The organism is Bradyrhizobium sp. JR4.3, from assembly GCF_040547695.1.
GTDB lineage: Bacteria > Pseudomonadota > Alphaproteobacteria > Rhizobiales > Xanthobacteraceae > Bradyrhizobium > Bradyrhizobium canariense.
The window spans coordinates 206,575-232,766 of sequence record NZ_JBEPQF010000011.1 but is presented as its reverse complement, the minus strand read 5'-3'; the positions used below and the strand labels follow the sequence as shown (position 1 = coordinate 232,766).

The following is a 26,192-nucleotide window of genomic DNA, read 5'->3' as shown; positions in this document are numbered from 1 at the left end:
CGAAAATGTCGCTCACTTCGCCGCGTCGATCCAGATCCCCGGCTGCGAATGCTCGCGGATGTGGCTGACCAGGAAGTCGGAAAAGACCCTGATCTTGGCGGGCAGTCCGGCACGGTTCTGGTAGGCGATGTTCATCGTCAGCAGCGGCAGCTCCCAGTCCATCAGAACCTGGACGAGACGGCCCGCCGCGATATCGCTTTGCACGATATAGAGCGGCTGGATGAGGATGCCGAGCCCCGCCAGCGCGGCGCCGCGGATGACCTGGCCGTCATTGCTGTCGAGCGTCGGCGTGACGCGGACAGTCTGCGCGCCGTTGCCTCTGCGCAGGCGCAGCGAATAAGGATCGTTGGCGAGATTGTAGACCAGCATGTTATGGCGCGCGAGATCGACGGGCTGTTCCGGCTCGCCGCAGCTTGCGAGATATGAGGGCGCAGCCGCGAGCACACGCCTCATCTGGCCGATGCGGCGGACGATGATGTTCGAATCCGGCTCCTGCTCGCGCGTCCTGATCGCCACGTCGATGCCGGCCTCGATGAAATCGGAATACCGGTTGGCGGTGGTGATCTGCATGTTGAGCTTCGGATAGCGCGCGCGGAAGGCCGGCAGCATCGGCGCCAGATAGATCACCGCAAAGGACAGCGAGCTCGTGACCCGCAGCGTGCCCTGCGGCGACAGCGCGCGATCGCTGACGATGTCCTCGGCCTCCGCCAGTTCGCTCAAAACCCGGCTCGAGCGCTCCAGCAACTCCTGCCCCGCCTCCGTCAACCACAGCCGACGAGTGTTGCGCTCGATCAGCCGGACCGCAAGGCGCTCCTCGAGCGCGCTGAGATGGCGGCTCGCGGCCGCATTCGACATGCGCAGCGCTTCGGCAGCTTTGGACAGGCTGCCGAGCTCGGCCGTCTTGGCGAACACTTCCAATTGCAGCAGGCGGTCCATTTTTTCGCAAACAGGAAAAGAGACTTGCGATTATTGACCTTTATTTCCGTATCCCGCAAGTCAAAATGGCCCAAACACAAGCAAGATAGCAGGCGAGGAAACAGGGAAATGTCGGGCCCGATCAGGCACATCGTGATGTGGCGGCTGCGCGGGGAGACGCCCGCGGAGCGTTCCGCCGCCCGGGTCAAGGTCAAGACCCTGTTCGAGGGCTTGCGCGGACGGATCGACGGCCTCACCCATATCGAAGTCGGGCTCGATGTCAGTGATGTCGATTACGCCTGCGACGTCGTGCTGTTCTCCGAATTCACCGACCACGCTGCGCTCGCGGCCTATGCCACCCACCCGGAACATTTGCGCGTGCGCGAGGCGCTGGGCGACTTGCGGATCGGACGCTTCCAGGTCGATTATCCCATCAAAGAGACCGGCACATGATCGGTTCGTTCACCTTTGAAAACCTGCCCTGCCGCGTCGTGTTCGGCAGCGGAACGCTGGCTGGCGCCAAGGCCGAGGTCGAGCGGCTCGGCGGCAAGCGCGCGCTGGTACTGACGACGCCGCAGCAGGAGGCGCAAGGCAAAAAGCTGGGCGCGGCGCTCGGTCCGCTCTCCGCCGGCATCTTTCCCGGCGCGACCATGCACACGCCGGTCGAGGTCACGGAGCGGGCGCTCGCGGCGATGAAGGCGTGCAAGGCCGACTGCGTCATTTCCCTCGGGGGCGGATCCACGACCGGGCTCGGCAAGGCGCTCGCCTTGCGCACCGGAATCAACCAGCTCTGCATTCCCACGACGTATGCCGGCTCGGAGATGACGCCGATTGTCGGCCAGACCGAGAACGGCCTGAAGACCACGGTGCGCGATGCCGCCATCCTGCCGGAGACGGTGATCTATGATGTCGATCTCACTTTGACTCTGCCGGCGAGCCTGGCCGCGACATCAGGCATCAACGCGATTGCGCATGCGGTGGAGGCGCTCTATGCGCGCGATGCCAATCCGGTGACGTCGCTGATGGCGGAGGAAGGCATCCGCGCGCTCGCCCGCGCCCTGCCCGCGATTGCCACGAAAAGCGACGATCGCGAGGCCCGCACCGAAGCGCTCTATGGCGCCTGGCTGTGCGGCGTCTGCCTCGGCACCGTCGGCATGGCGCTGCATCACAAGCTCTGCCACACGCTCGGCGGCACCTTCGACCTGCCGCACGCCGAGACCCATACCATCGTGCTGCCGCATGCGCTGGCCTACAACGCGCCGGCCGTGCCCGACGCGATGGCGCGGATCTCACGCGCAATCGGCGCCGCCGATGCATCGCAAGGACTCTTCGAGCTCGCGAAGCGGCTGGGTGCGAAGGTCGCATTGCGCTACATCGGCATGCCCGAAGGCGGCATCGACAAGGCCGCGGACCTTGCTGTCACCAACGCCTACTGGAACCCGCGCCCGCTCGAACGCGACGCCATCCGCGACCTGATCGCGCGCGCCTGGGCCGGTGAGCCGCCCGGCGCCATCAGAGCGGCAGTTTGATTCGATGCGGCGCACGCTGATCAAATCCGCGGTCATCATCAGCATGGATGACGCGATCGGCGATTTACCCGGCGGCGATGTGCTGATCGAGGGGAACCGCATCGTTGATTTGCGTCCATCGATCGATCTCGGCAGCGGCGCGACTGAGGCCGAGATCATCGACGGCACCGGGCGCATCGTCATCCCCGGCCTGATCAACGCCCATATGCACACCTGGCAGACGGGTCTACGCGGCTATGCCGCCAACTGGACGCTGCTGGAATATTTCCGCCGCATGCATGCCGGGCTCGCAACGGTGTTCGGGCCCGAGGACATCCATATCGCGACCTTGGTGGGCGCGCTGAACCAGATCAACCAAGGTACCACCACGCTGGTCGACTGGTGCCACAACAATCCGACGCCTGATCATACCGACGCCGCCGTGCGCGGCCTGATCGAGAGCGGTATCCGCGCGGCCTTCTTCCACGGCTCGCCCAAACCTGAACCGAAACCGGGCGAGCCGCATTTCTCGGAAATCCCGCATCCACGCCGTGAGGTCGAGCGACTGCTGGCGGGGCCCCTCGCCGACCGCGACGGCCTCGTCACACTTGGGCTCGCGATCCTCGGCCCGCATTATTCGACGCTCGACGTCGCCATGCACGATTTCCGCATGGCGCGCGAGTTCAAGCTGATCGCATCCATGCATCAGGGCGGTGGTCCCGCCAAGACGCCTGGTGGCTGGGAGAAGCTGATCGGGGCCGGCCTCGTCGGCGCCGGAATCAACATCGTCCATGGCAACGACCTGCCTGACGATCTCCTGGACCGGATGGTCGACCTCGGCGTCTCCTTCTCGGTGACGCCGGAGAACGAGATGGTCCAGGGCCACGGCTTCCCGATCACCGGACGGCTGCTCAAGCGCGGCGTGCGGCCGACCATCGGCATCGATCTGGAATCCGTGCTGGCCGGCGACCTCTTCTCCGCCGCGCGCGTTGCGCTCTCGATGCAGCGGGCGCTCGACAACGCCGAGTCGCGCAAGGTCACCAGCACCATTCCAGCGACGACCACGATCCCCGTCCGCGAGGCGCTGCGCTGGATTACGACGGAAGGCGCCCGCATGCTCGGTCGCGAGCACCAGATCGGCTCACTGACGCCGGGCAAGCTCGCCGACCTCGTCATCATCGATTGCTCCGATCTCAACCTCGTCCCAGTGCACGATCCCGTTGCCACCGTGGTGATGCAAACGAGCCTCGCCAATATCGAGGCCGTGATGATCGGCGGCGTGTGGAAGAAGCGGAATGGACGGTTGCTGGCCGACGGTCTGGAGGCGAAAAAGCAATTGCTCGCGCAATCCGGCCGGCGGCTGGTGCACGACATCGAACGACAGGGACACGCCGCCTGAGGGCGTCAAGGACAACAACAATGACTGACACGCCAAAGAACGTCGCTTTCATCGGGATCGGCAAGATGGGCCTGCCGATGTCGGTGCTCGTCGCCAAGGCCGGTTATGCCGTGACCGCGTTCGACCGGAGCACGACACGGCTCGACGAGGCGCGCGCGCAAGGCATTTCGATTGCCGCTTCGCCGGCGGAGGCCGTGGGCGGCAAGGTCGCGATCATCACGTCCTTACCCGATGACGCTGCCTTGCGCGGCGCACTGCTCGGCCCAACAGGCCTCATCGCCGCGATGGCGGCTGGATCTGTCCTGGTCGAGACCAGCACTGTGAGCGTCGAGGCGTCCGCAGAGGTCGACGCCGCCGCACAGGCGCGCGGTGTCCTCTACCTGCGTGCGCCGGTCTCGGGCAATGCCAGCATCGTCCACACTGGCGCGCTGAGCTGCTTCGTCTCGGGCCCGAAGGACGCCTACGAAAACGCAAAGCCGCTGCTCGCCGCCTTCACCCGCGCCCAGACCTATCTCGGGCCCGGCGAGGAAGCGCGATATGCGAAGCTTGCGGTCAATTTGATGATCGCTGTCTCGGCCGCCATGATGGCGGAAAGCCTGGCGCTGGCGCGCAAGGGCGGCATCGGCTGGCAGGACATTCTGAAAGTTCTCGACGACAGCGCGGTGGCCTCACCGATGGTGAAGTACAAGACCGCGCCGCTGCGTAACCGCGATTTCGACTCGACCTTTTCCTGCAGGCAGATGGCCAAGGATCTCGATCTGATCCTCGGCGCCGGCCACGCGGTCGGCGTGCCGCTTCAGCTCGCCGCCCAAGTGCGGGAGACCTATGGCTCGCTGGTCGCGCAAGGCGACGGCGACGCTGACTTCATCGCGACTGTCAAACACATCGAGCGGCTGTCCGGCCTCGGCGAGCCCAAACTCTGAGTTACGGAGGCATCTATGCGCAATTTCAACGAGAACACCATCACCGACGCCGTGCTGGAGCGGATCGCGGGCGCAACCGATCCGCGCATCAAGCAGGTCAGCGAAGCGCTGGTGCGCCACCTTCATGCCTTTGTCCGCGAGGTGCGGCCGACCCAGAAGGAATGGGAATACGGCATCGACTTCCTGACCCGCACCGGCCAGATGTGCGACGACAAGCGCCAGGAGTTCATCCTGCTGTCGGACGCGCTCGGCGTCTCCATGCTGGTCGACGCCATCAACCATCCGGTGCCGGAAGGCGCGACCGAAACCACGGTGCTCGGTCCGTTCTTCGTGCAGGCCTCGCCCGAGAAAGACAACGGCGCTGACATCTCCGGCCCGATGGAGGGCGATCCGATGCTCGTCACCGGCTCGGTGTCGACTGTCGACGGACGGCCGCTCGCGGACGCGGTCGTCGACGTCTGGCATTCCGACGACGACGGCTATTACGACGTGCAGCAGCTCGACAAGATCGGCGATCTTGCGATGCGGGCGCGCTTCCACACCGACCAGAATGGCCGATTCAATTTCTGGTCGATCAAGCCGGCCGCCTATCCGATCCCGCATGACGGCACGGTCGGCGACATGCTGGCGGTCCAGAGCCGCCATCCCTGGCGCCCGGCGCATGTGCATTTCATGATCTCGGCGCCCGGCTTCGAGCAACTCGTGACCCATGTGTTCGTGGCCGGCGACCAGTATCTCGACAGCGACGTGGTGTTCGGCGTCAAGGACAGCCTGATCCGCGAATTTGTGCGGTGCCCGCCAGGTCGTGCGCCCGATGGTCGCATGGTGGACAGCGAGTATTTTCATCTCAACTATGATTTCGGCCTGAAGCAGGTCGCAAGCAGCGCAAGAGCCGCCTAAGCTGAACGACGGCGGACCAACAAGAGTCCGGCAGGGCAAGACAGGGAGCAAGGATGGGACCACGGGTCAGCACGGGCATATTGGCCGATCGCCTCACAGGCTTGATCGGCCCGCGCGCGAGCGTCGCGCGTGGCGTGCTCGATCAGCATGGGCAGAGCGAGTCACATTATCGCAGCCTGCCGCCAGACATCGTCGTATTCCCTGAAACCACGCAGGAGGTCGCGGAGATCGTCAAGCTATGCGCGGGCGCGAACATGCCCATCGTTCCGTTCGGCGCCGGGACCTCGCTCGAAGGCAATGCGGCCGCGGTCGCGGGGGGAGTCTGCTTCGACTTCGCACGCATGAACAAGGTGCTGACGGTGCACGAGAGCGACATGGACGTCGTGGTCCAGCCCGGCATCACACGAAAGCAGCTCAATGCGGCGCTGCGCGGCACCGGGCTTTTCTTTCCGATCGACCCCGGCGCCGACGCCTCGATCGGCGGCATGACGTCCACGCGGGCCTCCGGCACCATGGCGGTGCGCTACGGCACCATGAAGGACAACGTCATGGCGCTGGAGGTGGTGCTGGCCGACGGCCGCGTGATCCGAACCGCCCGGCGTGCGCGCAAGTCGGCCGCCGGTTACGACCTGACCCGCATGTTCGTCGGCGCCGAGGGCACGCTCGGTGTCATCACCGAGATCACGCTCAAGGTGCATCCCGTGCCGCAGGCGATCTCGGCCGCGGTCTGCAGCTTCGACACCCTGCAGGACGCCGTGGACACCGCGATCTCCGTGATCCAGTCCGCGATCCCCGTGGCGCGCATCGAGCTGCTCGACGACGTCATGATGCGCGGCATCAACGCCTATGCGAAGCTCGGCTATCGCGAAGCCCCGACCCTGTTCTTCGAATTCCATGGTTCTGAGACTTCCGTCGCCGAGCAGGCCGAGGCCGCACAGGCCATTGCCGCCGACCATGGCGGCCATGGCTTTGCCTGGGCGAAGGCACCGGAGGATCGCAGCCGTCTCTGGCACGCCCGCGACAACACGCTCTATGCCGGCCTGGGCCTCCGCCCCGGCGCGCGTGCCGTGATCACCGATGTCTGCGTGCCGATCTCGCGACTGGCGGAATGCCTCACGGAGACCCGGCGCGACGCGGACGGGCGCGGGTTCATCGCGCCGATCGTCGGCCACGTCGGCGACGGCAATTTCCACATGCTGATCCTGATTGACCCGGCAAGGCCGGAGGAAGTCGAAGGCGCCAAGGCGCTCCAGGCTCGCATGGTCGCCCGCGCGATTGCCATGGACGGCACCTGCACCGGCGAGCACGGCATCGGGCTCGGCAAGATCGATTATCTCGCTGATGAACTCGGCGAGGCCGTCGATGTGATGCGATCGATCAAGACCGCGCTCGACCCCAAGGGCCTGATGAATCCCGGAAAGATCTTTGCAAGCGGAGCGCAGGCATGAGCACCGCCGCATTGGCCGTCGAGCCCTCCTCGCCTGTCCCGCTCCTCGAGCTGCGCGGCATCAGCAAGGAGTTTCCTGGCGTCAAGGCGCTGGATGACGTGTCCTTTGCCGTCTTCCCCGGCGAAGTCCATATGCTGCTGGGCGAGAACGGCGCCGGCAAGTCGAGCCTGATGAAGGTGCTGTGCGGGGCCTATCGCGCCGATGCCGGCGAGTTCTACTTCAAGGGCGAGCCGGTCGCGATCAACTCGGCCGCAGACGCGCAGAAGCTCGGCATCGCCGTGATCTTCCAGGAATTCTCGCTGGTCCCCCATCTCGATATCGCCCAGAACATTTTTCTCGGCCGCGAGCCGAAGGGCCGCATCCCCGGCACCATCGACCGCCGCAAGATTTTGGCCGACGCCGCGCGCGTGCTTGGCACGATCGGCTTTGACATCGACCCGTCAACCATCGTCGACAAGTTAGGGGTGGCGCAGCAGCAGATGGTCGAGATCGCCAAAGCGATCAGCCAGAACGCCCGCATCCTCGTGATGGACGAACCGACCGCAGCACTGTCCGATCGCGAGACCGAGCTGCTGTTCGCGCTAATCGCGCGGCTGAAGGCCGACGGCGTCTCCATCGTCTACATCTCGCACCGCATGGCGGAGGTGTTCGCGCTCGGAGACCGCATCACCGTGCTGCGCGACGGTCGTCGCATCGACGGCGTTCGCCCGGCCGACGTCACGCCGGACCAGCTCGTCCGCATGATGGTCGGCCGCAATGTCGACATGACCTACCCGCGCAATTTTGCCGACGAACCCGGCGAAGTGCTGCTCGAGGTCAAGGGCCTGAGCGCCTCCACCGGAATCTCGGACATCAACATCGAGGTGCGGCGGGGCGAGATCGTCGGCCTGTGTGGCCTGGTCGGCTCCGGTCGTAGCGAGGTCGCGCGCGCGATCTTCGGGGCCGATCCCGTGACATCAGGCGAGATCGTCTTCGACGGCAAGACTATCTCCGGCGAGCCTGATCTTGCCGCCCGCTGCGGCATTGCGCTGATCCCGGAGAGCCGCAAGAGCGAGGGCCTCGCACTGTTGCGGTCGGTGGGGGACAATCTGGTGGTGTCGGCGCTGCGAAAGCTGTTTCCGAGCGGTCTGTTCGATCAACGCAGCGCGCAGCGCACTGCCGACGGCCTGATCCGGCAGTTGCGCATTGCGACGCCCAGCGCGCGCCAGACCGTCGGTCTGCTCTCCGGCGGCAATCAGCAGAAGGTCGTGATCGGGAAGTGGCTCGCTGCCGGCTCGAAGCTCTTCATCTTCGACGAGCCGACCCGGGGCATCGACATCGGCGCCAAGGTCGAAATCTTCGCCCTGATCGACCGACTTGTCGCTGAAGGCGCGGCCGCGCTGATGATCTCGTCCGAACAGGTCGAGATCTGCCATGTCTGCGACCGCGCCTATGTGATGCGCGAGGGGCGTGTCGCCGGGCACCTCGCGCGCAACGAGCTGACGGAGGAGAACATCGTGCGACTGGGGATGCATCATGCGTGAGGCCGCAGTCGTCTCTCAACCCAATCCATTGCAACGCATTCCCGGCGTTGCCATCGTGCTGGTGCTGCTGATCGCGCTGTTCAGCACGATCGCGCCCGGTTTTCTGTCGGTCGCCAACCTCTCCAACGTGCTGGTGCAGTCGACGATCCTGACCATGCTCGCGCTGCCGATGACCTTGATCATCATGACCGAGGGGCTGGACCTGTCGATGGGCGCGGTGCTGACCCTGACCTCGCTCTGCGTCGCCATCGTCTCGCTCGCCACCCACTCGATGTCGCTCGGCCTCGGTGCCGGGCTTCTCGTCGGCACAGCCTTCGGCTTCGCCAACGGCTGGCTGGTCGCCATCGTGGGCATCCCACCTTTCGTCGCGACCTTGGGCACGCTTGGCATGGCGCAAGGCCTGTCACTGATCGTCAGCGACGGCCAGAGCGTGGTCGGCATCCCCCACAGCGTACGCGACATCTATTCGGCGACGCTGCTGGGCGTTCCCGTGCCGATCGTGATGGCGCTGGTGACCTATGCAACGTTTCACGGCCTGCTCTATCACACCCGTTTCGGCACCTACATCTTCGCGCTCGGCGGCAACCGGGAGGCGCTGCGCTATGCCGGCCTGTCACCCAACCGTCTGCTGATCATGGTCTATGCGATCGGTGGCGCGATGGCCGGCATTGCCGGCCTGCTGATGACGGCGCGGATGAATTCCGGTCACCCGACGGCCGGCCTCGGTCTCGAATTCGATGCGATCGCGGCCGTCGCCGTCGGCGGCACGTCGTTCGAGCGCGGCAATGGCTGGCTGCTCGGCACCGTGCTCGGCGTGCTCTCGGTGGGCGTGCTGCGCAACGGGCTGAACCTGATCTCGCTGCCGTCCTCGGTGCAGGTCGCAAGCGTCGGCGTGCTCGTCATCGTCGCGCTGTTCCTCGACGGGCTCAGGAGCCGCGCATGACCGACATCAGCAAAGAGGCCATCGCGCCGCCGCGCTCGTTCCTGTCGCAGGATGCGATCCAATTGTTCTATCGCCTGCTTGCGGCGCTGCTGATCTGTGCGGTGCTTGCCGTGCTCAGCGATTCCTTCCTGAGCCTCGGCAACATCCTCAATGTGCTCAGGCAGGCGAGCCTGACCTTCTTCATCGCCTCCGGCCTGACCCTGGTGGTGCTGACCGCGGGCCTCGATCTCTCCGTCGGCGCCAATGTCGCGCTGTCCGCCTGCATCGCCGGGACCGTGATCCACAAGACCGGCTCGCCGGCGCTTGGCATTCTCACCGGGCTTGCCTGCGGCGGCATCGTCGGCCTGCTCAACGGCGTCATGGTCACCGCGCTTCGTATCCCCTCCTTCATCGCCACCTACGGCATGCTCTGGGTGCTGAACGGCCTCACCTACTGGTACATGGCGGGCGAAACCCTTCACGGCTTTCCGGCAGGCTTCCGCCAGATCGGCAGCGGCTATCTGTTCGGCCTGCCGATCCCGGTCTACCTGCTGCTGGTGTTCCTCGGGATCGGAACACTGTTTGCGCAGCGAACGATCTGGGGCCAGGAGATCTATGCGATCGGCGCCAATCCGGTTGCGGCGCGGCTCTCCGGCATTCCGGTCGCGCGCCGCCTGCTGCTGGTCTACGCCGTCTCCGGCACCATGGCGGGGCTCGCCTCGATCATCTTCCTGTCGCGGCTCAATTCGGCCGAGGCCGATATCGGCGAAAGCCTGACGCTGCCCGCGATCGCCGCCGTGCTGATCGGCGGCACCTCGCTGTTCGGCGGCGTCGGCACCGTGTTCGGCACCTTCATCGGCGCACTGATCCTGACGCTGGTGCTGAACGGCATGAACCTCTTGTCGGTCAGCGCCAACTGGCAGCCGCTGGTCACCGGCATCATCGTCATTCTCGCGGTCTGGCTCGACATGAAGACCCGCCGCCGCGCGCAATGAGTTCTTGAACGACCAACAAGCAAAATGAGGGATGGAGGCAACATGAAACAGACACTGGGTTATTTGGCGCTGCCGCTGCTGATGGCGCCCGCGCTCACCACGCAAGCGCGAGCCGACGGCGAGACCATCGCCGTCTTCACCAAGAACCAGACCAACCCGTTCTTCCAGACCGTGCGGGTCGGCGCCGACAACATGGCGAAGACGCTGAACGCGAAGACGCTGCAGTACATCCCGACCAAGCCCGACAGCATTCCCGAGCAGCTCAGCCAGATCGAGGACGTCGTGGTGAAGAAGCCGAGCGCCATCGTCTTCACGCCGGTCGACTACAAGGCGATGGTGCCGGGTGTCGAGAAGATCAACGATGCCAAGATCCCCGTCGTCAACATCACCGACCGCTCCGCCGGCGGCAAGTTCCTGTCCTTCGTCGGCGCCGACGATTACAGCCTCGGGCTCGAGACCGCGCGCTTCCTGCTCAAGACGCTGGGCGGCAAGGGCAACATCGTCATCATCGAGGGCGTCAAGGGCTCGCTGACCAATGTCGACCGCGTCCGCGGCTTCAACGACGCACTGAAGGAAAACGCCGGTGCCAAACTGCTGGCCTCGCAGCCCGGCAACTACCAGCGGCTCCAGGCGCTCCAGGTGATGGAGAATCTGATGCAGTCGAACGCGCAGATCGACGGCGTGCTCGCCGCCAACGACGCCATGGCCGTCGGTGCGATCGAGGCGCTCGACGGCGCCAACCGCAAGGCGCAGGTGATCGGCATCAACGGCACCAAGGAAGCGATCGACGCGATCAAGTCCGGCAAGCTGCTCGCGAGCGGCGACTACAACGGATTTTTTCAGGGATGCCTTGGCACCATGATGGCGATCCGCTCCCTGCGCAACCAGCCCGTCATTGCCGAGATCGTGCTGAAGCCGACCGTGATCACCAAGGACAATTACCAGCCGTTCGACGTGCCGCTGGAGCAACGGAGCTGCCCGACTTTCGAGGAAGCCAGCAAGCTCGGCGGCAAGTAACCAGGCGCACCCATCGCGACAAGCCCGGACGGCCGCAGCCGCGGCCGTCCCAAGAAAACGAGACATAAACGGAGACCATCATGCTGTTCGCCATTCACGCCGTCGACCGCGCCGGGGCGTTGCCGACCCGGCTCGCCAATTACGACGCCCACAAGGCTTTCCTGAGCGACACCTCGCGCTTCAGCGTCGAGATCGTGATGTCGGGACCGCTGGTCTCCGACGACGGCGCGACCATGATCGGCAGCCTGTTCCTGATCGAGGCGCCTGGCCGCAGCGAGGTCGAGGCTTTCAACCGAGCCGATCCGTTTGCGGCGGCCGACATCTGGGACAAGGTCACGATCACGGGCTTCCTGCGCCGCCAAGGCTGAAAGGCGGCTCAACAAAAACGCGAAAACAACCCCATGCACAGTAAGAACGGGGTTGTTTTTACACATGAATTTTCGTCGCAAACGTCTTTGACTCGTCGGGCAGAACAGGAGCGGAGTGCCATCCTTGCCCGATTGTCGCCCCTACGCCTCGATCCAGAGCTTCGCCGCGGCCCCAACGGCTAGCCGCTCGCCACCGCGGCACCTTCTTCGAGATGACAGGCCACCCACTGCTCGGGGCCGGCCGCGCGCAATGTCGGCTCCTCGGTCCGGCAGCGATCGAACACGAGCGGGCAACGGGTGTGGAAGCGGCACCCGCTCGGCGGGTTGATCGGACTCGGCACGTCGCCCTTGAGGATGATCGGATTGCGCTGGGCCCCCGGCTCCGGCAGCGGGACCGCCGAGAGCAGCGCCTTGGTGTAAGGATGCTTTGGCGCGGCGAAGATCTCGTAGCGCGGCGCCACCTCGACGATCTTGCCGAGATACATCACCGCGACGCGATGGGTCATGTGCTCGACGATCGCGAGGTCGTGGCTGATGAACAGCAGCGCCAGGCCGAACTCGCGCTGGAGATCCTGCAGCAGATTGACGATCTGGGCCTTGACCGAGACGTCGAGCGCCGAGACCGCCTCGTCGCAGACGATCAGCTCGGGCTCGGCGGCGAGCGCCCGCGCGATGCCGATGCGTTGGCGCTGGCCGCCGGAAAATTCATGCGGCCTGCGGTTCAACGCCTCGCGCGGCAGGCGCACGGTGTCCATCAGCGCGGTCACGCGGGTCTCGAGGTCGATTGCGGATTTGGCGAGCCCGAAATTGCGGATCGGCTCGGCCAGGATGTCGCGCACGCGCATGCGCGGATTGAGGCTCGAGAACGGGTCCTGGAACACCACCTGCACACGGCGGCGCATCTGGCGCATCGTGCTCGGATGGGCGTCGTCGATGCGCTGGCCGTCGAGGATGACCTGCCCCGACGTGATGTCGAACAGTCGCAGGATCGCACGGCCGACCGTCGATTTGCCGCAACCGGACTCGCCGACCAGAGAGAGCGTCTCGCCGCGCGCGATCTCGAACGACACGCCGTCCACCGCATAGACCCATTCGGACTTGCGGCTGAACAGGCCCTTTTTGACCGGGAAGTGCTTCTTGAGGTCGTTGACCTGGAGCAGCGGGGGACTCATGCCGCGACCGCTCCCTTGGCCGCATAGTGGCAGGCCGCGACGTGACGTGGCCCCTTCTCTTCGAGCCCCGGCGCGTACTGCCGGCAGAGATCGGTCGCGAGCGCGCAACGTCCGGCGAAGACGCAGCCGACGATGGGCTTGCGCAGATCAGGCACCTGCCCCGGAATTTCAGCCAGCCGTCTCGCGGTGCCGGTCAGCGACGAGCCGAGCCGCGGCACTGCGCCGAGCAGGCCCTGCGTATAGGGATGACGCGGCGATCGGAACAGTTCCGCCACCGGCGCCTCCTCGACCTTGCGGCCGGCATACATGACCATGACGCGCTCGGCGATCTCGGCGACGACGCCGAGATCGTGGGTGATCAGGATGATCGCTGCGCCAACCCGGTGCTTGAGGTCCAGCATCAATTTCAGGATCTGCGCCTGGATCGTCACGTCGAGCGCGGTGGTCGGCTCGTCGGCAATGAGAAGCTTTGGATTGCAGGCGAGTGCAATGGCGATCATGACACGCTGGCGCATGCCGCCGGAGAGCTGATGCGGATATTCGCGCACGCGACGCTTCGGCTCGGGAATGCCGACCAGAATCAACATCTCGATGGCGTGCGCCTCTGCGGCCTGCTTGTCCAGGCCCTGGTGGATCATCAGCGTCTCGCGGATTTGACGCCCGACGGTCAGGACCGGGTTGAGGCTGGTCATCGGCTCCTGAAAAATCATCGAGATGTCGTTGCCGCGGATCGCGCGCATCTCGCGGTCGGACATTTGCAGCAGGTCCTTGCCCGCGAAGCGGATGCTGCCGGCGATCCTTCCCGGCGGTTCCGGGATCAGCCGCATCAGCGACATCGAGGTCACCGACTTGCCGCAGCCGGACTCACCGACGATCGCGAGCGTCTCGCCCTCGTTGACATGGAACGACACGCCTTCAACCGCGCGGTTGATGCCGCTGGGCGTCCGGAAGTGGGTCTGGAGGTTCTCAACTTCGAGCAGCGCCATCGTGATCAGCCCCTTGACATCAGAGGCTCTTGGCCATGCGCGGATCGAGCGCATCGCGAAGGCCGTCGCCGAGCAGGTTCACGGCAAGCACGGTGACGGACAGGAAGGCCGCCGGAAAGAACACGATGTAGGGTTTGACCTGCCACAGCGCCCGCCCCTCGGCCATGATGTTGCCCCAGGACGGAATGGTCGGCGGCGTACCAGCGCCGATGAAGGACAGGATCGCCTCGGTGATCATCGCGCTGGCACAAATGTAAGTCGCCTGGATCAGCATCGGCGCCAGCGTGTTGGGCAGGATATGGCGCAGGATGATCATCGGTGTGCGCGTGCCGCAGGCCACTGCCGCATCCACGTAGGGCTGCTCGCGCAGCGAGAGCACGACGCTGCGCACGAGGCGGGAGACGCGCGGGATTTCGGCGACGGTGATCGCGAGAATGACGTTGCCGACGCTGCCGCGTGTCAGCGCCATCAGCGCGATCGCCAGCAGGATCGGCGGGATCGACATCAGGCCGTCCATGAAGCGCATCAAGATGCCGTCGGCCCAGCGGATGAAGCCGGAGACGATGCCGATGGCGAGACCGGCCGCGGAGGCGAAGATCGCAACGGACAAGCCGACCGTGAGCGAGACGCGCGCGCCGAACAGCACGCGTGAATAGATGTCACGGCCGAGAACGTCGGTGCCAAACCAGTAAAGCGCCGACGGTGCGCGGGTCCGCTTGGCCGGCGCAAGTGCGGTCGGATCCACCGTTCCAAGATAAGGCGCAAAGATCGCGATCAGGACGAGCAACAGCAGCAACGTGCCGCCAATGGCAACGGTGGGATGGCCGCGCAGCAGCCCGACGAAGCCGCGCCGGATCGTAACCGGCCGGAGGATCTCAGGCAGTTGCGGCGCGAGGACGAAGCCCGCCGGCAGCGCTTGCGGATTGACGGTCGTATCGGTCAATAGCGGATCCTCGGGTCAACGAGCGTATAAATGACGTCGATCATCAGATTGACGAGGACGTAGACGAAGCTGAACAGCAGCACGATGCCCTGGATTACGGGATAATCGCGGCGCAGGATCGCGTCGATCGTGAGCCGGCCGAGGCCGGGAATCGCGAAAACGCTTTCCGTGACGACCGCGCCGCCGATCAGCAGCGCGATGCCGATGCCGATCACCGTGACGATCGGCACCGCCGCGTTCTTCAGCGCGTGGACGAACAGGATGCCGCCCTGTCCGAGGCCCTTGGCGCGCGCGGTGCGGATATAATCCTGCTGCAATACTTCGAGCATGGTGGCGCGCGTGATACGGGCGATCAGCGCGATGTAGACACAGCCGAGCGCGATCGCCGGCAGGATCAGGTTTTGCAGCCAGGGCCAGACGCCCTGGGCGAGCGGCGTATAGCCTTGCACCGGAAGCCATTCGAGCTCCAGCGCGAAGACGTAGGCGAGGACATAGCCGACGACGAAGACCGGCAGGGAGAAGCCGAACACGGCAAAGGCCATGATGGCCCGGTCGATCAGGCTTCCCGCCTTCCAGGCCGCCAGCACGCCGAGCGGCACCGCGACCACGATCGTGAGCAGGAGCGTGACCATCATCAGCGACAGCGTCGGCCCGAGACGCTGCCCGATCATGGTCGAGACCGGCAAATTGGTGAAGATCGAGGTGCCGAGATCGCCGTGCAGAATGCGCCAGACCCAGCTGCCGAACTGGATCAGGAAGGGTCGGTCGAGGCCGAGGCTCTGCCGGATGCGCTCCACATCCTCCGGACTTGCCTGATCGCCCGCGATCACCACGGCGGGATCTCCCGGCGCGATGTAGAGCAGGCTGAACACGAACAGCGCGACGATGGCCATCACTGGCAAGGTCGAGGCGATACGCCGGAGGATGTAGGATAGCATCTGGCTTCAGCGCAAGGTCATGCGGATTTCGACACGCCCCAGAAGAACGGCAGCGGCCCCTTTGTGATGCCGGAGACGTTCTTGCGCCAGGCCGTGTAGCTGAGGAAGAAGCCGGTCGGCGCGTAGACGACGTCCTCGAGCGCGACCTTGTTGAGACGAGCGACCGCGGCCTTCTCCTCGTCGAGGCCCTTGGCCTCGAACCAGGACGTGACCTCCTTTTCCGTGCCGGGGCTGTTCGGCCAGCCGAACCAGGCCTTGTCGCCGTTGGCGCGAATGGCGGTATAGGGCGCCGGATTGATGCAGTCCGAACCCGCATGCCAGGTGTGGAACATGTTCCAGCCGCCCTGTCCGGGCGGCGTCTTTTGCGCGCGACGCGAGCCGACCGTGCCCCAATCGGTCGCGACGAAGTCGACATTCATGCCGAGCTTCTTCAAGAGATCGGCGGTCACATCGCCGAACGCCTTGGTGATCGGCTGGTCCTGCGCCACCAGGCAGGTCACCGGCTGGCCGGAATAACCGCTCTCGGCGAGCAGCTTCTTGGCAGCGTCAAGATCGCGCTTGCCCTTGAGGACCTCGCCGCCCGCCTCGGTGTAGAGCGGCGTATCCGGTGTGAAGAAGCCGGGCAGCGACTTCCACAGCGAATTGTCGTCACCGACGAGCGCGCGCATATAGTCTTCCTGGCTCATCGCCATCAGCACTGCGCGCCGCGCCCGCACGTCGTTGAAGGGCGGATACAGGAAGTTCATGCGGAACGAGCCGACATTGCCGAGCGGATCGCCGATGTCGACGCTGATGTTCTTGTTGTTCTTGAGGACCGGGACGAGATCGGCGATGGGGTTCTCCCACCAGTCGATCTCGCCGTTTTGCAACGCGGCCGCGGCGGTCGCCGGATCCGGCATCACGATCCATTCGACGCGGTCGAGCAGCATCTGCTTGCCGCCGGCGAGCCACGACGCCTTCTCCTGCCGCGGTACATAGTCGGCAAACTTCTCGAACACGGCTTTCGCGCCGGGGACCCACTCGCCCTTGGCAAACTTCATCGGCCCCGAGCCGACATAATCGCCGATCTGCTTGAACGGGTCGGTCTGCGCGATGCGCTCCGGCATGATGAAGGCGCAGGGCGAGTTGTTCTTGCCAAGCGCATAGAGCATCTTCGGGAACGGCTGCTTCAGCACCCATTTGAAAGTGCGATCGTCGACAGCAGTGAGTTCCTGCTGCAGTGCCTTGAGCATCAGCCCCATCGGATCGCGCGCCGCCCAGCGGGTGAGACTCGCAACGACGTCCTTGCTCCGCACCGGCTCGCCGTCGTGGAATTTGAGGCCCGGCCGCAATTTGAACGTCCAGGTGGTGCCGTCGTCGGTCACTTCCTCGGACTCGACCATCTGCCGCTGCGGCTGGAGCGCGGAATCGACGCCGTAGAGCGTATCCCAGACCAGCGCGGCGGCATTGCGCACGACATATTGCGTGCCCCAGATCGGGTCGAAATTGGCGAGGTTTGCCTGCGGCACGAAGCGCAGGGTGCGCGCGGAGGCGCCTTGTGCGATCGCCGGGGCCGAGAGGCCGCTCAATGCCAGACCGCCCGCGCCGGCCAGTCCCTTCAATACGGTCCTGCGATCCATGAAATCCTCCCAATAGTGCCGTGATGCCGGCCATCGTTGGCCAAGAACAGGTGAAACCAGAGCTCATTGGCGTGCAAATGGTATGCCACTAACCGGACCTTCGCCAGCGGGATATCCGCACCATTTGGGCCGGGCGAGACCTCAAAGCGCAGCCGCCAGCACTGGCCCGGTCTCGATATGCGGAATCGCCTCGACGAGCTTGCGCGTGTAGTCGGTCTTGGGATTGTCGAACAGCGCCCGGCTCTCGCCCTGCTCCACGATGCCGCCATTGCGCAGCACGATAGTGCGATCGCAAAGCATGCGCACCACGTTGAGATCGTGGCTGACGAACAGCAGCGCGATGTCGTTCTCGCGCCTGAGACGATCGAGCAGTTGCAGTACCACCGCCTGAACGGATACGTCGAGCGCGGCGGTCGGCTCGTCCAGCACCAGGAGCCGCGGCCGGCAGGCGATGGCGCGCGCGATGCCGACGCGCGCCTTCTGGCCGCCGGAGAGCTGATGCGGAAAGCGCGGCAACAGATCCAGCTGCAGCCCCACACGCTCGGCGCAATCCTCCACCCGCTTGCGCAGCGCATCGCCCCCACGCATACGATCGAGCCGCATCAGCGGATGGGCGATGCAATCGAAGGCGGTGAAGCGCGGATTGAGGCTCTCGTTCGGGTCCTGGAACACCATCTGGATGTCTTTGCGGAAGCGCGAGCGATGAAAGTCGCGCGACGCCACGTGCCCGATCGACTGCCCGTCGAACACGATCTCGCCCTCGCTCGGATCGATCAGGCGGCAGATCATGCGCGACGTCGTGCTCTTGCCGGAGCCGGATTCGCCGACGAGGCCGACGCTCTCGCCGCCGGCCATCGTCATGGAGAAGTCCGCCACCGCCGCAGCGCCCTCGTCGAAGCGTTTTGCGAGCTTGCGCACCTCCAGCAGCGGCGGAGTCCCGTGAACGGGCTCCTGCCTGGGCCTGCTGACGACAGCCGCGTAGCCTTCCCGCTCCTCTTCCGTTACGAGGTCCGCGATCCCGGAGGTCGAGGTCGGCGACGCCGCCACCAGACGCCGGGTATAGGCGTGCTGCGGTGCGCCGAACAGCGTCCTGGGGCTAGCCTCTTCGACGATACGGCCGCGCTCCATCACCGCGATACGGCGACAATATCGCGCCGCTAACCCGAGATCGTGCGTGATCAGGATCGTCGCCATGCCGCGCGCGGCGGCAATCTCCGCCAAAAGGTCCATCACCACCTTCTGCGTGGTGACGTCGAGCCCGGTCGTCGGCTCATCGGCGATCAAGAGCGCGGGATTGCAGGAGATCGCGATCGCGATCATCACGCGCTGGCACATGCCGCCGGAGAGCTCGTGCGGATAGGCGTTCATCCGCGTCTCGGGGTCGCGGATCTGGACGGCGCGCAACAGCTCCAGCGCCTCGGCGCGGGCGGCGTCCTTCGATATCCGCTTGTGCGTGAGGATCGCGTCCGCGATCTGCAGGCCGATCGCGCGGATCGGGTTGAGCGCCGCGCGCGGGTTCTGGAAGATCATCGACATCGCGGCGCCCTGGAGCTGACGGAGATCGTCGCCCCTGAGTTTTGTCACGTCCTGGCCGCGAAACAGGATTTTTCCGCCGGTGACGCGCCCGGCCGGATCCAGGAGCCGCGTCGTGGCAAAACCGGTGACCGACTTGCCCGATCCGCTTTCGCCGACGAGGCCAAGCATCTCGCCGGCCTCGACCTTGAGCGTCACGCCGCGCACGGCCTCGACCATTCCGCGCCGCGTCGAGAACGAAACGTGGAGATCGTCGATCCTGAGCAAGTCCTCGCTCATGTGCGCATGCGCGGATCGAGAATGTCCCGCATCCCGTCACCGAGGAGGTTGAAGCACAGCACGGCCATCATCAACGCGAGGCCCGGAAAGGCCACCAGCCACCACCGCCCCGTCGAGATGAAGCGGGCGCCCTCCGCGACCATGATGCCCCATTCCGGTGTCGGCGGCTTGACGCCAAGGCCAATGAAGGACAAGCCGGCGGCGTTCAGGATCGCCCAGCCGAGGTTGAGCGAGATCTGCACCGCCATCGCCGGCAGGATGTTCGGCAGCAGGAAGCGCAGCACCACCGAGAAATGGCTCTCGCCACAGGAACGCGCCGCCTCCACCCAGCCGACATTGCGCCGGACGTTGACCTCGGCGCGCGCGAAGCGGATGTAGAACGGCAGATTGATGATCGCGGTCGCAATCACAATGTTCTCGATCCGGTTGCCGAGCGCCGCAACCATCGCCATGGCCAGAACGAACAGCGGAAAGGCCATCATGACGTCGACGAAGCGGCCGACCGAACGGTCGAGCCTGCCGCCTGCATAGCCGCAGAAAGAGCCGACGACGGCGCCGATCACGAAGGAGATGCCGACCGCCGAGACCGCGATGGCAAGGTCGAGGCGTGCCGCAACGACGAGGCGGCTGAACACGTCGCGCCCGAGCTGGTCGGTGCCGGCAAGATGCGCCGCGCTCGGCGGTTGCAGGGCCTCCGAGACATTGGAGACGACGGGATCATAGGGCACCAGCCACGGTCCGAAGATCGCGACCAGGACAAACAGCAGGACACCCGCCGCGGCGACACCGGTCAGCGGGTTGCCGCGCAAAATCCAGACCGAATGGCGGAGGGTTGCGCTGGTCATCCGATCGACACCCTGGGATCGGCGATACCGTAGCAGATGTCGACGACGAGATTGACCAGCACGAAGATGCCAGCCATCAGCAGGACGAAACCCTGCACCGGCGCATAGTCGGACGATAGCAGCGCGTCGAGCGCGTAGGAGGCAACGCCCGGCCAGGAGAACACCTTCTCCACCAGGACATTGGCGCCAAGCATGGTCGAGAACACGATGCCGGCAATGGTGATGACGGGCAGGATCGCATTACGCAGCGCATAGGTGACGACGACCTTCTGCCAGGACAATCCGACCGAGCGCGCCGTGCGCACGAAATCGCTGCCGAGCGAGACCAGCATCGAGGCACGCGTGATCCGCGCCAGCGGCGCGATCACGAACAGGGCCATGCTCAGCGCAGGCAGGATCAGCTGCTTGCAGGCCGCCCACCAGCCCTCGATGTCTCCCGCGAGCAGGAAATCGATCGACAGGAATCCGGTGCGCTGCGGCGGCAGCGAGGTGAAGACGTCGATCCGCCCGGTCGGATCAGGCGCAAGACCGAGCAGATAGTAGAACACATAGATCAGCAGCAGGCCCGAGACGAAGGTCGGCACGCAGACACCGAGCGCGCAGAACAGCCGCACGCCGTGATCGACCAGCGATCCCGGCTTCAAGGCTGCGACCACGCCGAGCGGCACCGCCGCGATCAGCGCGATCAGGAGCGCCGTGAAGGTCAACTCCAGGGACGCCGGCAATCGTTCGCGCAAATCCTTGAGCACGGGCTGACCGGTCATCATGGAGCGGCCTAGATTGCCGCGGCCGATATCGGACAGATAGAACACCAGCTGCTCCGGCACCGACTTGTCGAGCCCCATCTGCTTGCGGATCTGCTCGATCTCCTCCTTGCCGGCATTGGGCCCAGAGGCGAAGAACACCGCGGGATCTCCGGGGAGGACCCGCATCAGGAGAAAGGTGAAGACCAGCACGCCGAACAACGCCGGCAGCGACGACAAAAGCCGCCTCCCCGCCCGCGCCACCGTCGCACCAAGACCGGTCATCACCTTTCAGAGCTCCTCCAATTTTTCGGATGTCACTTGCGGCTGACGTCGCGATAGTCGACCTGACGATGGAACTCGTAGGTATAGCCCTCGATCGAGGCCGCCATTACGGCGTCCTGATTGGGCTGCCACAGCGGGATCTGCGGCATCTCGCTGAAATGGATCGCGTTGAGCTTGCGGCCATCCTCCTCGTACTTGGCCTTGTCGGGCTCGAAGCGCGCTTCCTGCGCGATCGTCGCCAGTTCCGGATTGTTGATCGAGCTGTAGTTCCAGCGCTGATTGCCGGTGTAGAAGTTGCGGTAGAAGTAATCGGTCGAGGGCAGCCAGGCGACGATGCCTTCCGTGAACAGGGGCAGCTTCTTCTCGTTGATCTGCGTCGACATCTGCGCATCCGGCAGCTTCTGGATGTCGACCTTGATCCCGATCTTGGCAAGCGATTCCTTCACGAGGGCCGCCATCGGCTCCGCGGTCGAGGCCTGGCCGACGTTGAAGCTGAAGGTGGTTGAAAAACCCTCCGGGAGTCCCGCGGCCTTCAGATATTCCCTCGCCTTGTCGAGATCGGTCTTCACCGGCGCCTGGAACGGATAGATCCCGTTTAGGGGCTTGCCATCCGGCCATGTCGCACCGAACAGCGGCGCGCCGCGACCGAACAGGGCAGCCTTGAACATATCCTCATAAGGCAGCGCGAAAGCGATGGCGCGGCGGACGTTGACGTTGTCGAAAGGCGGGATCTGGTTGTTCATCGAGACGAAGGTGATCGAATTGTATTGCGGCGTCGAGATCACCTTGAGCTTGCCCTTGGCCTCGAGCGATTGCACGTCGCTGGCCTGGAGATCGACGACGAGGTCGGCGTCGCCGCGCTCGACAAGATTGGCGCGGGTCGCGGGCTCCGGCACGGACTGCACGATCACGCGCTTGAAGAAGGCCGGCTTGTTGGGCGAGCCGCGGTTCCAGTCCTCGTTGCGCTTGATGATCACCTGCTCGCCGGGCTTGAAGCTCTCGATCACATAGGCACCGCTGCCGGCAGTGTGCTCCTTCAGCCAAGCGGTGGCCCAGGGATCTTCTGGGGTCGCGTGCTCCTTGGCGACCTTCGAGTTGATGATCAGCGGGTAGACCGTCGCGAGATTCGGCAGCGCGAGCTTGTCGGGCTTCGGCAGCGTCACTTCGATCGTGAGGGGATCGATCACCTTGAACTGGTCGGCCGACGTCAGCGATCCCGTCAGCAACTGTGCCTTGCCAAGGATCGGCGCGGTGACGCAGCGGTCGAGCGACCATTTCACGTCCTCGGCGGTCACGGGCGAGCCGTCCTGGAACTTGGCATCCTTGCGCAGACGGAACGTCAGCTTCAGTCCGTCCGGGCTGACGTCGTAGGATTCGGCGAGTTCGCCGGTGATCTTGTCGAGATCGAACACCCATTTGCCGTTGAGCTGCTTGCGGCCGAACGCCACCAGGCGGTCGTAGGTGCTCATGCTCAGCGCGAAGGATTCGCGCGTCGAGCCCGGGATGTTGGGATCGAGCGTGTTGACGGATGCGCCGGTGACATAGCGCAACGTCTCGGCCCTGGTCTGCGCTTGCGAAGGCGCAGTGGCGATGAGCAACAACGCGGTGGTGGCGAGCACGGAGGATGCCGACCTGAAAGACACAATACGCATTGGTTTTCCCCAAAGATCTCGACAAGAACGCCGACAGGACAGGTTAAGAAAGAAGCAAGTTGCGCGCCAGTCTCATGATGCGCTGTTGTGGACGCTTTGTCGCGGCGGCGCATGGACGATCATCGCGATTCTTCCATTTTTCGCGCTGGCCGCGTGACCACGGCCTGCGGCACGTCATAGGCGCGAAGCGAGGCCCAGTGCCGTTCGACATCGGCGCGGAACAGGCCGCGCGTCAGGCCATTCACCAGCTTCGGCACCGCGGTCGTCATCGCGTTGATCGACGATCCCGACGGGCCAAAACTCATGGTGGAGGCGATGGCGAAGAGATGGATGTTCGAGATCCACGGCGTCTCGCCCGCGACGCGCTCGGTGAAGGCGTAATCGTCGGCGAGATAGGGAAAGCGGCCGAGCCGCGCGTTGCGCTCGGTCTCCGGGGGCTGGTAGCGGTCCGCCCAGGTTGCGACATTGCCGGCGAATGTGGCGAGTTCGCCGCGCCCGGCAAAGTTCATGTCGATGCCGGTGCCGCAGATGACGAAATCCGCCGCGATGGCGGCGCGCGGCGTCTGCAATTCGATGCCCTTGCCGGTCTCGCGGGCCGCCTCGATCGGCGCGCCCTCGTGCAATGTGAAATTGGCGTGGCGCGCGCAGCGATCATAGGTCGGCTGCGGAAATCCTTCGCGCATGTCGAGGATGGTGCGCATGAAGCGCCAGCGCCAGGCATCGTCGAGATCGCTGAGATGACGCAGGAAGCCGCGGAAGGTCAGCCAGCGATAGGGCTGGATTACCTGGATCTGCGCACGACGGCACAGCAGGTGCACCTCGGTCGCGCCCGCTTCCAACGCGGTTGCCGCGTTGTCGAAGGCCGATGCTCCGGCGCCGATTACAGCAACGCGCTTGCCGCGCAGGTTTTTGAAATCGATGTCGTCGGCGACTGTTGCGACCGAGCTCATCGGCAGATGGCTCAGCGGCTCGGGGATCATCCAGTTCCCCATTCCCTCCTGCCCCGTCGCCAGCACGATCTTGCGCGCATGGAGCGTCTCGACGCCATCGCCACGCTTCACGCGTGCGGCCAGCAACCCGTCTGCGGCCGGCCGGATTTCCAGGAGCTCGCAGCCGTTGCGCACGGGCAGGCCGATCGTGCGCCGTAGCCAGAGCAGATACTCAGCCCAGTGCCCGCGCGGGATCAGGTCGAGTGTCTGCCAGCTCTCCTTGCCGAAGCGGGCCTCATGCCAGGACTGATAGGTCAGGCTGGGGATATCGAGGTCAGGACCGGTATAATCCTTTGGGCTGCGCAGCGTCGGCATGCGGGCATAGGTGAGCCACGGGCCTTCTATCCCCTCCTCGGCCTTGTCCAGCAGCAGAATGTTGCTGACACGGGAGCGCATCAGGCCGAAGCCGATGGCGATGCCGGATTGGCCGGCGCCGATCACGAGCACATCCAGCGCCGGCTTGCCGTCCGGTCCCGTCTTCGGTTCGAGCCAGGCGGCACCGGGATGCGCGATCCGCGCGAGATCGGCGCGAACGTCAGCTTCGAGCTCTGTCAGTGTATCGCTCATGCCGCGAGCCAGCCTCCGTCGACCACCATCACGGTGCCGGTGGTAAATGAGGACGCATCGCTTGCGAGATGCAGCGCCGCTTGCGCGATCTCCTCGGCCTGACCGAACCGCTTCATGGCATGTCGATTGCGGGAGGTTTCGCGCACCTCGTCCGCATTGGCGTGACGGGCAAAGCTGCGGCGAAGCATCGGCGTGTCGATCGCACCGGGTGCAATGGCGTTGACGCGAATGCCGTCGGTCGCAAAGTCCACCGCCATCGTCCGCGTCAGGCCGATAATCGCGCCCTTGGCGGCGATATAGGCGCTGTTGCCCTTGCCGCCGGCGATCGCAAGCTGCGATGCCAGCGTGATGATCGAGCCGCCCTTCTGCCGCTGCATCTGCGGCACGGCCGCCCGCGCCCACAGCCAGGTGCCACCGACATTGGTGCGGAACACCGCATCCCAATCTTCGGGACTGGTGGTCAGCACCGTGCCGCCGCAGGAAAAGCCCGCGGCGGTCATCAGGATATCGAGCCGGCCGTGCCGGGCCACGACATCGCCGACTACGGTCTCGGCAAAACTGGCATCGCCGGCGTCACCGACATAGGTCGTTGCCTCGCCCACCAGGATCAGCGTCTCCTCAAGCCCCGCGGCATCGCGATCGACCAGAGCGAGATGCGCGCCTTCGTCGGCAAACAGCTTCGCGCTGGCGCGGCCGATGCCGGAGCCTGCGCCCGTAATGATGGCCGTGCGCCCCTGCAGCCGCATCAGAGACTCTCCTTGTGCTGCGTCCACCAGGCGCTCATGGCTGCGGCGGACTCGGTACACCCGAACCGCGCGCGCCAGCCGAATTCCTCCGCCATCCGCGCGACCGAGAGCGGCGCACGATCCGGCCCATGGAGCTTGATGAAGGTCTTCTCTCCCGGTGCCGCCAGCCGGCATTGCAGGCCGGGATGCAACGCCGCAAAGGTCTCGCCCCATTGCAGCGCGGACCACGTTCCGCCGCCGGAGATGTTGTAGAGCCGATGGCGCGGCCGCTCAGCTTCGATCAAGACGGCCACGGCTTCAGCGGCATCGAGGGCGTAAATCCAGTCCTTGACGCCCGCGCCCGGCATGAGCGCCAGCCCGCAGCGGGCGAACTCGGCCAGGATTTGAAACTGAAGGCTCGGCGTATCCCGTACCTTGCCGATCCGTTCCCACGGACCGAACACCGCGCTCAAACGCACACTGAGAAAGTCACCATCCCACAACTCGGCGAGCCGAGCCACCGATCGTTCCGAGGCGAATTTGCTAATCGCGTAGAAAGAGACGGGATCGCAGGGCGTCTCCTCGTCCAGCACCGCATGACGCTGCCCCGCAGCGCCATAGGCGGAAGCGGATGAGAGATTAATCACGCGCCGAATGCCACGGCGGACCGCCGCGCTCAAGATCGGGATCTGAGCCATCACGTTGATCTCAAAGATACTCGAGGTGGTGGTTCGTTCGAGCTGATCCCCGGCGGTTATGGCGGCGCCAAGGACGATCGTATCAAACCTCTGCTTTAGAAGCGCGTCGATCCTTTCGACGTCAGTGATCTCACCCTGAACAACCGTGCACCGCTCGCCATAGTCGGCAAACGATCGCTCCGCTCCCGCCGGCAATTGCTTACGGTCATAGAGCGTGACGTCATGGCCGCGCGCGAGTAGCGCCTCCGCAACATTGAGGCCGACAAAGCCGGTACCGCCGAAGATGACGATCTTCATCGC

General features: G+C 65.0%; 24 protein-coding genes. 11 read left to right on the top strand and 13 right to left on the bottom strand.

Translation table 11 applies throughout. The annotated features are described in order from the left end of the window. Positions 1-12: 12 nt before the first annotated feature. Positions 13-936, bottom strand: coding sequence for a LysR family transcriptional regulator (locus tag ABIB91_RS19785; protein WP_007593066.1), 924 nt, complete (start codon positions 934-936; stop codon positions 13-15). A 108-nt stretch (positions 937-1,044) separates the two neighbouring features. On the opposite strand from ABIB91_RS19785, the gene ABIB91_RS19780 reads away from it, so the two are divergent. The 11 genes from ABIB91_RS19780 to ABIB91_RS19730 all read left to right on the top strand — a co-directional run bounded on the left by ABIB91_RS19780 (position 1,045) and on the right by ABIB91_RS19730 (position 11,918). Beyond that, positions 1,045-1,368 carry a Dabb family protein gene (locus ABIB91_RS19780; protein ID WP_007593067.1) on the top strand — a complete coding sequence of 108 codons (324 nt, stop codon included), beginning with the start codon at positions 1,045-1,047 and terminating at the stop codon, positions 1,366-1,368. After that, entirely contained in the window at positions 1,365-2,444 is a 1,080-nt protein-coding gene (locus ABIB91_RS19775) for a maleylacetate reductase (protein WP_354164684.1), read from the top strand. Before ABIB91_RS19780 ends, ABIB91_RS19775 begins: the two co-directional genes overlap by 4 nt. A gap of 4 nt (positions 2,445-2,448) precedes the next feature. Continuing rightward, positions 2,449-3,822, top strand: a complete 1,374-nt coding sequence (locus tag ABIB91_RS19770) for an amidohydrolase family protein (RefSeq protein ID WP_354164681.1) — start codon at positions 2,449-2,451, stop codon at positions 3,820-3,822. Between the two features lie 20 nt (positions 3,823-3,842). After that, positions 3,843-4,745, top strand: a complete 903-nt coding sequence (locus ABIB91_RS19765) for an NAD(P)-dependent oxidoreductase (RefSeq protein WP_007593070.1) — start codon at positions 3,843-3,845, stop codon at positions 4,743-4,745. 15 nt (positions 4,746-4,760) lie between these two features. Further along, on the top strand, positions 4,761-5,645 hold the full coding sequence (locus tag ABIB91_RS19760) for an intradiol ring-cleavage dioxygenase (RefSeq protein ID WP_007593071.1): 885 nt from the start codon (positions 4,761-4,763) through the stop codon (positions 5,643-5,645). Between the two features lie 53 nt (positions 5,646-5,698). Further along, positions 5,699-7,093 carry an FAD-linked oxidase C-terminal domain-containing protein gene (locus ABIB91_RS19755; protein ID WP_007593073.1) on the top strand — a complete coding sequence of 465 codons (1,395 nt, stop codon included), beginning with the start codon at positions 5,699-5,701 and terminating at the stop codon, positions 7,091-7,093. Beyond that, positions 7,090-8,616, top strand: a complete 1,527-nt coding sequence (locus ABIB91_RS19750) for a sugar ABC transporter ATP-binding protein (RefSeq protein ID WP_354164676.1) — start codon at positions 7,090-7,092, stop codon at positions 8,614-8,616. The genes ABIB91_RS19755 and ABIB91_RS19750 overlap by 4 nt, the downstream gene beginning before the upstream one ends. Further along, entirely contained in the window at positions 8,609-9,559 is a 951-nt protein-coding gene (locus ABIB91_RS19745; RefSeq protein WP_007593077.1) for an ABC transporter permease, read from the top strand. Before ABIB91_RS19750 ends, ABIB91_RS19745 begins: the two co-directional genes overlap by 8 nt. Continuing rightward, positions 9,556-10,533, top strand: a complete 978-nt coding sequence (locus tag ABIB91_RS19740) for an ABC transporter permease (RefSeq protein ID WP_007593078.1) — start codon at positions 9,556-9,558, stop codon at positions 10,531-10,533. Before ABIB91_RS19745 ends, ABIB91_RS19740 begins: the two co-directional genes overlap by 4 nt. Before the next feature lie 42 nt (positions 10,534-10,575). Next, on the top strand, positions 10,576-11,550 hold the full coding sequence (locus tag ABIB91_RS19735) for a sugar ABC transporter substrate-binding protein (protein ID WP_354164671.1): 975 nt from the start codon (positions 10,576-10,578) through the stop codon (positions 11,548-11,550). Between the two features lie 80 nt (positions 11,551-11,630). Beyond that, on the top strand, positions 11,631-11,918 hold the full coding sequence (locus ABIB91_RS19730; protein ID WP_007593082.1) for a YciI family protein: 288 nt from the start codon (positions 11,631-11,633) through the stop codon (positions 11,916-11,918). A 179-nt stretch (positions 11,919-12,097) separates the two neighbouring features. Here the strand turns inward: ABIB91_RS19730 and ABIB91_RS19725 are convergent, their stop codons facing one another. The 12 genes from ABIB91_RS19725 to ABIB91_RS19670 all read right to left on the bottom strand — a co-directional run bounded on the left by ABIB91_RS19725 (position 12,098) and on the right by ABIB91_RS19670 (position 26,189). Continuing rightward, positions 12,098-13,090: an ABC transporter ATP-binding protein gene (locus ABIB91_RS19725; RefSeq protein ID WP_007593084.1), complete on the bottom strand. Its 993-nt coding sequence runs from the start codon at positions 13,088-13,090 to the stop codon at positions 12,098-12,100. Then, on the bottom strand, positions 13,087-14,076 hold the full coding sequence (locus tag ABIB91_RS19720) for an ABC transporter ATP-binding protein (RefSeq protein WP_007593086.1): 990 nt from the start codon (positions 14,074-14,076) through the stop codon (positions 13,087-13,089). Before ABIB91_RS19720 ends, ABIB91_RS19725 begins: the two co-directional genes overlap by 4 nt. Positions 14,077-14,095: 19 nt before the next feature. Next, positions 14,096-15,019, bottom strand: coding sequence for an ABC transporter permease (locus tag ABIB91_RS19715; RefSeq protein WP_007593091.1), 924 nt, complete (start codon positions 15,017-15,019; stop codon positions 14,096-14,098). Beyond that, on the bottom strand, positions 15,016-15,957 hold the full coding sequence (locus tag ABIB91_RS19710) for an ABC transporter permease (protein ID WP_007593093.1): 942 nt from the start codon (positions 15,955-15,957) through the stop codon (positions 15,016-15,018). The genes ABIB91_RS19715 and ABIB91_RS19710 overlap by 4 nt, the downstream gene beginning before the upstream one ends. Positions 15,958-15,974: 17 nt before the next feature. After that, entirely contained in the window at positions 15,975-17,576 is a 1,602-nt protein-coding gene (locus ABIB91_RS19705; protein ID WP_219681063.1) for an ABC transporter substrate-binding protein, read from the bottom strand. Between the two features lie 141 nt (positions 17,577-17,717). Continuing rightward, positions 17,718-19,388 (bottom strand): nickel ABC transporter ATP-binding protein NikE, encoded by a 1,671-nt coding sequence (gene nikE / locus ABIB91_RS19700; RefSeq protein ID WP_354164664.1) that lies wholly within the window; start codon positions 19,386-19,388, stop codon positions 17,718-17,720. Further along, positions 19,385-20,233: an ABC transporter permease gene (locus ABIB91_RS19695; protein ID WP_007608569.1), complete on the bottom strand. Its 849-nt coding sequence runs from the start codon at positions 20,231-20,233 to the stop codon at positions 19,385-19,387. The genes nikE and ABIB91_RS19695 overlap by 4 nt, the downstream gene beginning before the upstream one ends. Continuing rightward, the gene (locus ABIB91_RS19690; RefSeq protein ID WP_007593101.1) at positions 20,230-21,264 is read right to left on the bottom strand and encodes an ABC transporter permease; all 1,035 of its coding nucleotides are present in this window, start codon (positions 21,262-21,264) and stop codon (positions 20,230-20,232) included. The genes ABIB91_RS19695 and ABIB91_RS19690 overlap by 4 nt, the downstream gene beginning before the upstream one ends. A 29-nt stretch (positions 21,265-21,293) precedes the next feature. Beyond that, positions 21,294-22,913, bottom strand: a complete 1,620-nt coding sequence (locus tag ABIB91_RS19685; protein ID WP_007593103.1) for an ABC transporter substrate-binding protein — start codon at positions 22,911-22,913, stop codon at positions 21,294-21,296. A 119-nt stretch (positions 22,914-23,032) separates the two neighbouring features. Beyond that, entirely contained in the window at positions 23,033-24,469 is a 1,437-nt protein-coding gene (locus tag ABIB91_RS19680) for an NAD(P)-binding domain-containing protein (protein ID WP_354164659.1), read from the bottom strand. Then, positions 24,466-25,215 carry an SDR family oxidoreductase gene (locus tag ABIB91_RS19675; protein ID WP_007593107.1) on the bottom strand — a complete coding sequence of 250 codons (750 nt, stop codon included), beginning with the start codon at positions 25,213-25,215 and terminating at the stop codon, positions 24,466-24,468. The genes ABIB91_RS19680 and ABIB91_RS19675 overlap by 4 nt, the downstream gene beginning before the upstream one ends. Next, positions 25,215-26,189, bottom strand: a complete 975-nt coding sequence (locus ABIB91_RS19670) for an NAD-dependent epimerase/dehydratase family protein (protein ID WP_354164656.1) — start codon at positions 26,187-26,189, stop codon at positions 25,215-25,217. The genes ABIB91_RS19675 and ABIB91_RS19670 overlap by 1 nt, the downstream gene beginning before the upstream one ends. Positions 26,190-26,192 lie beyond the last annotated feature (3 nt).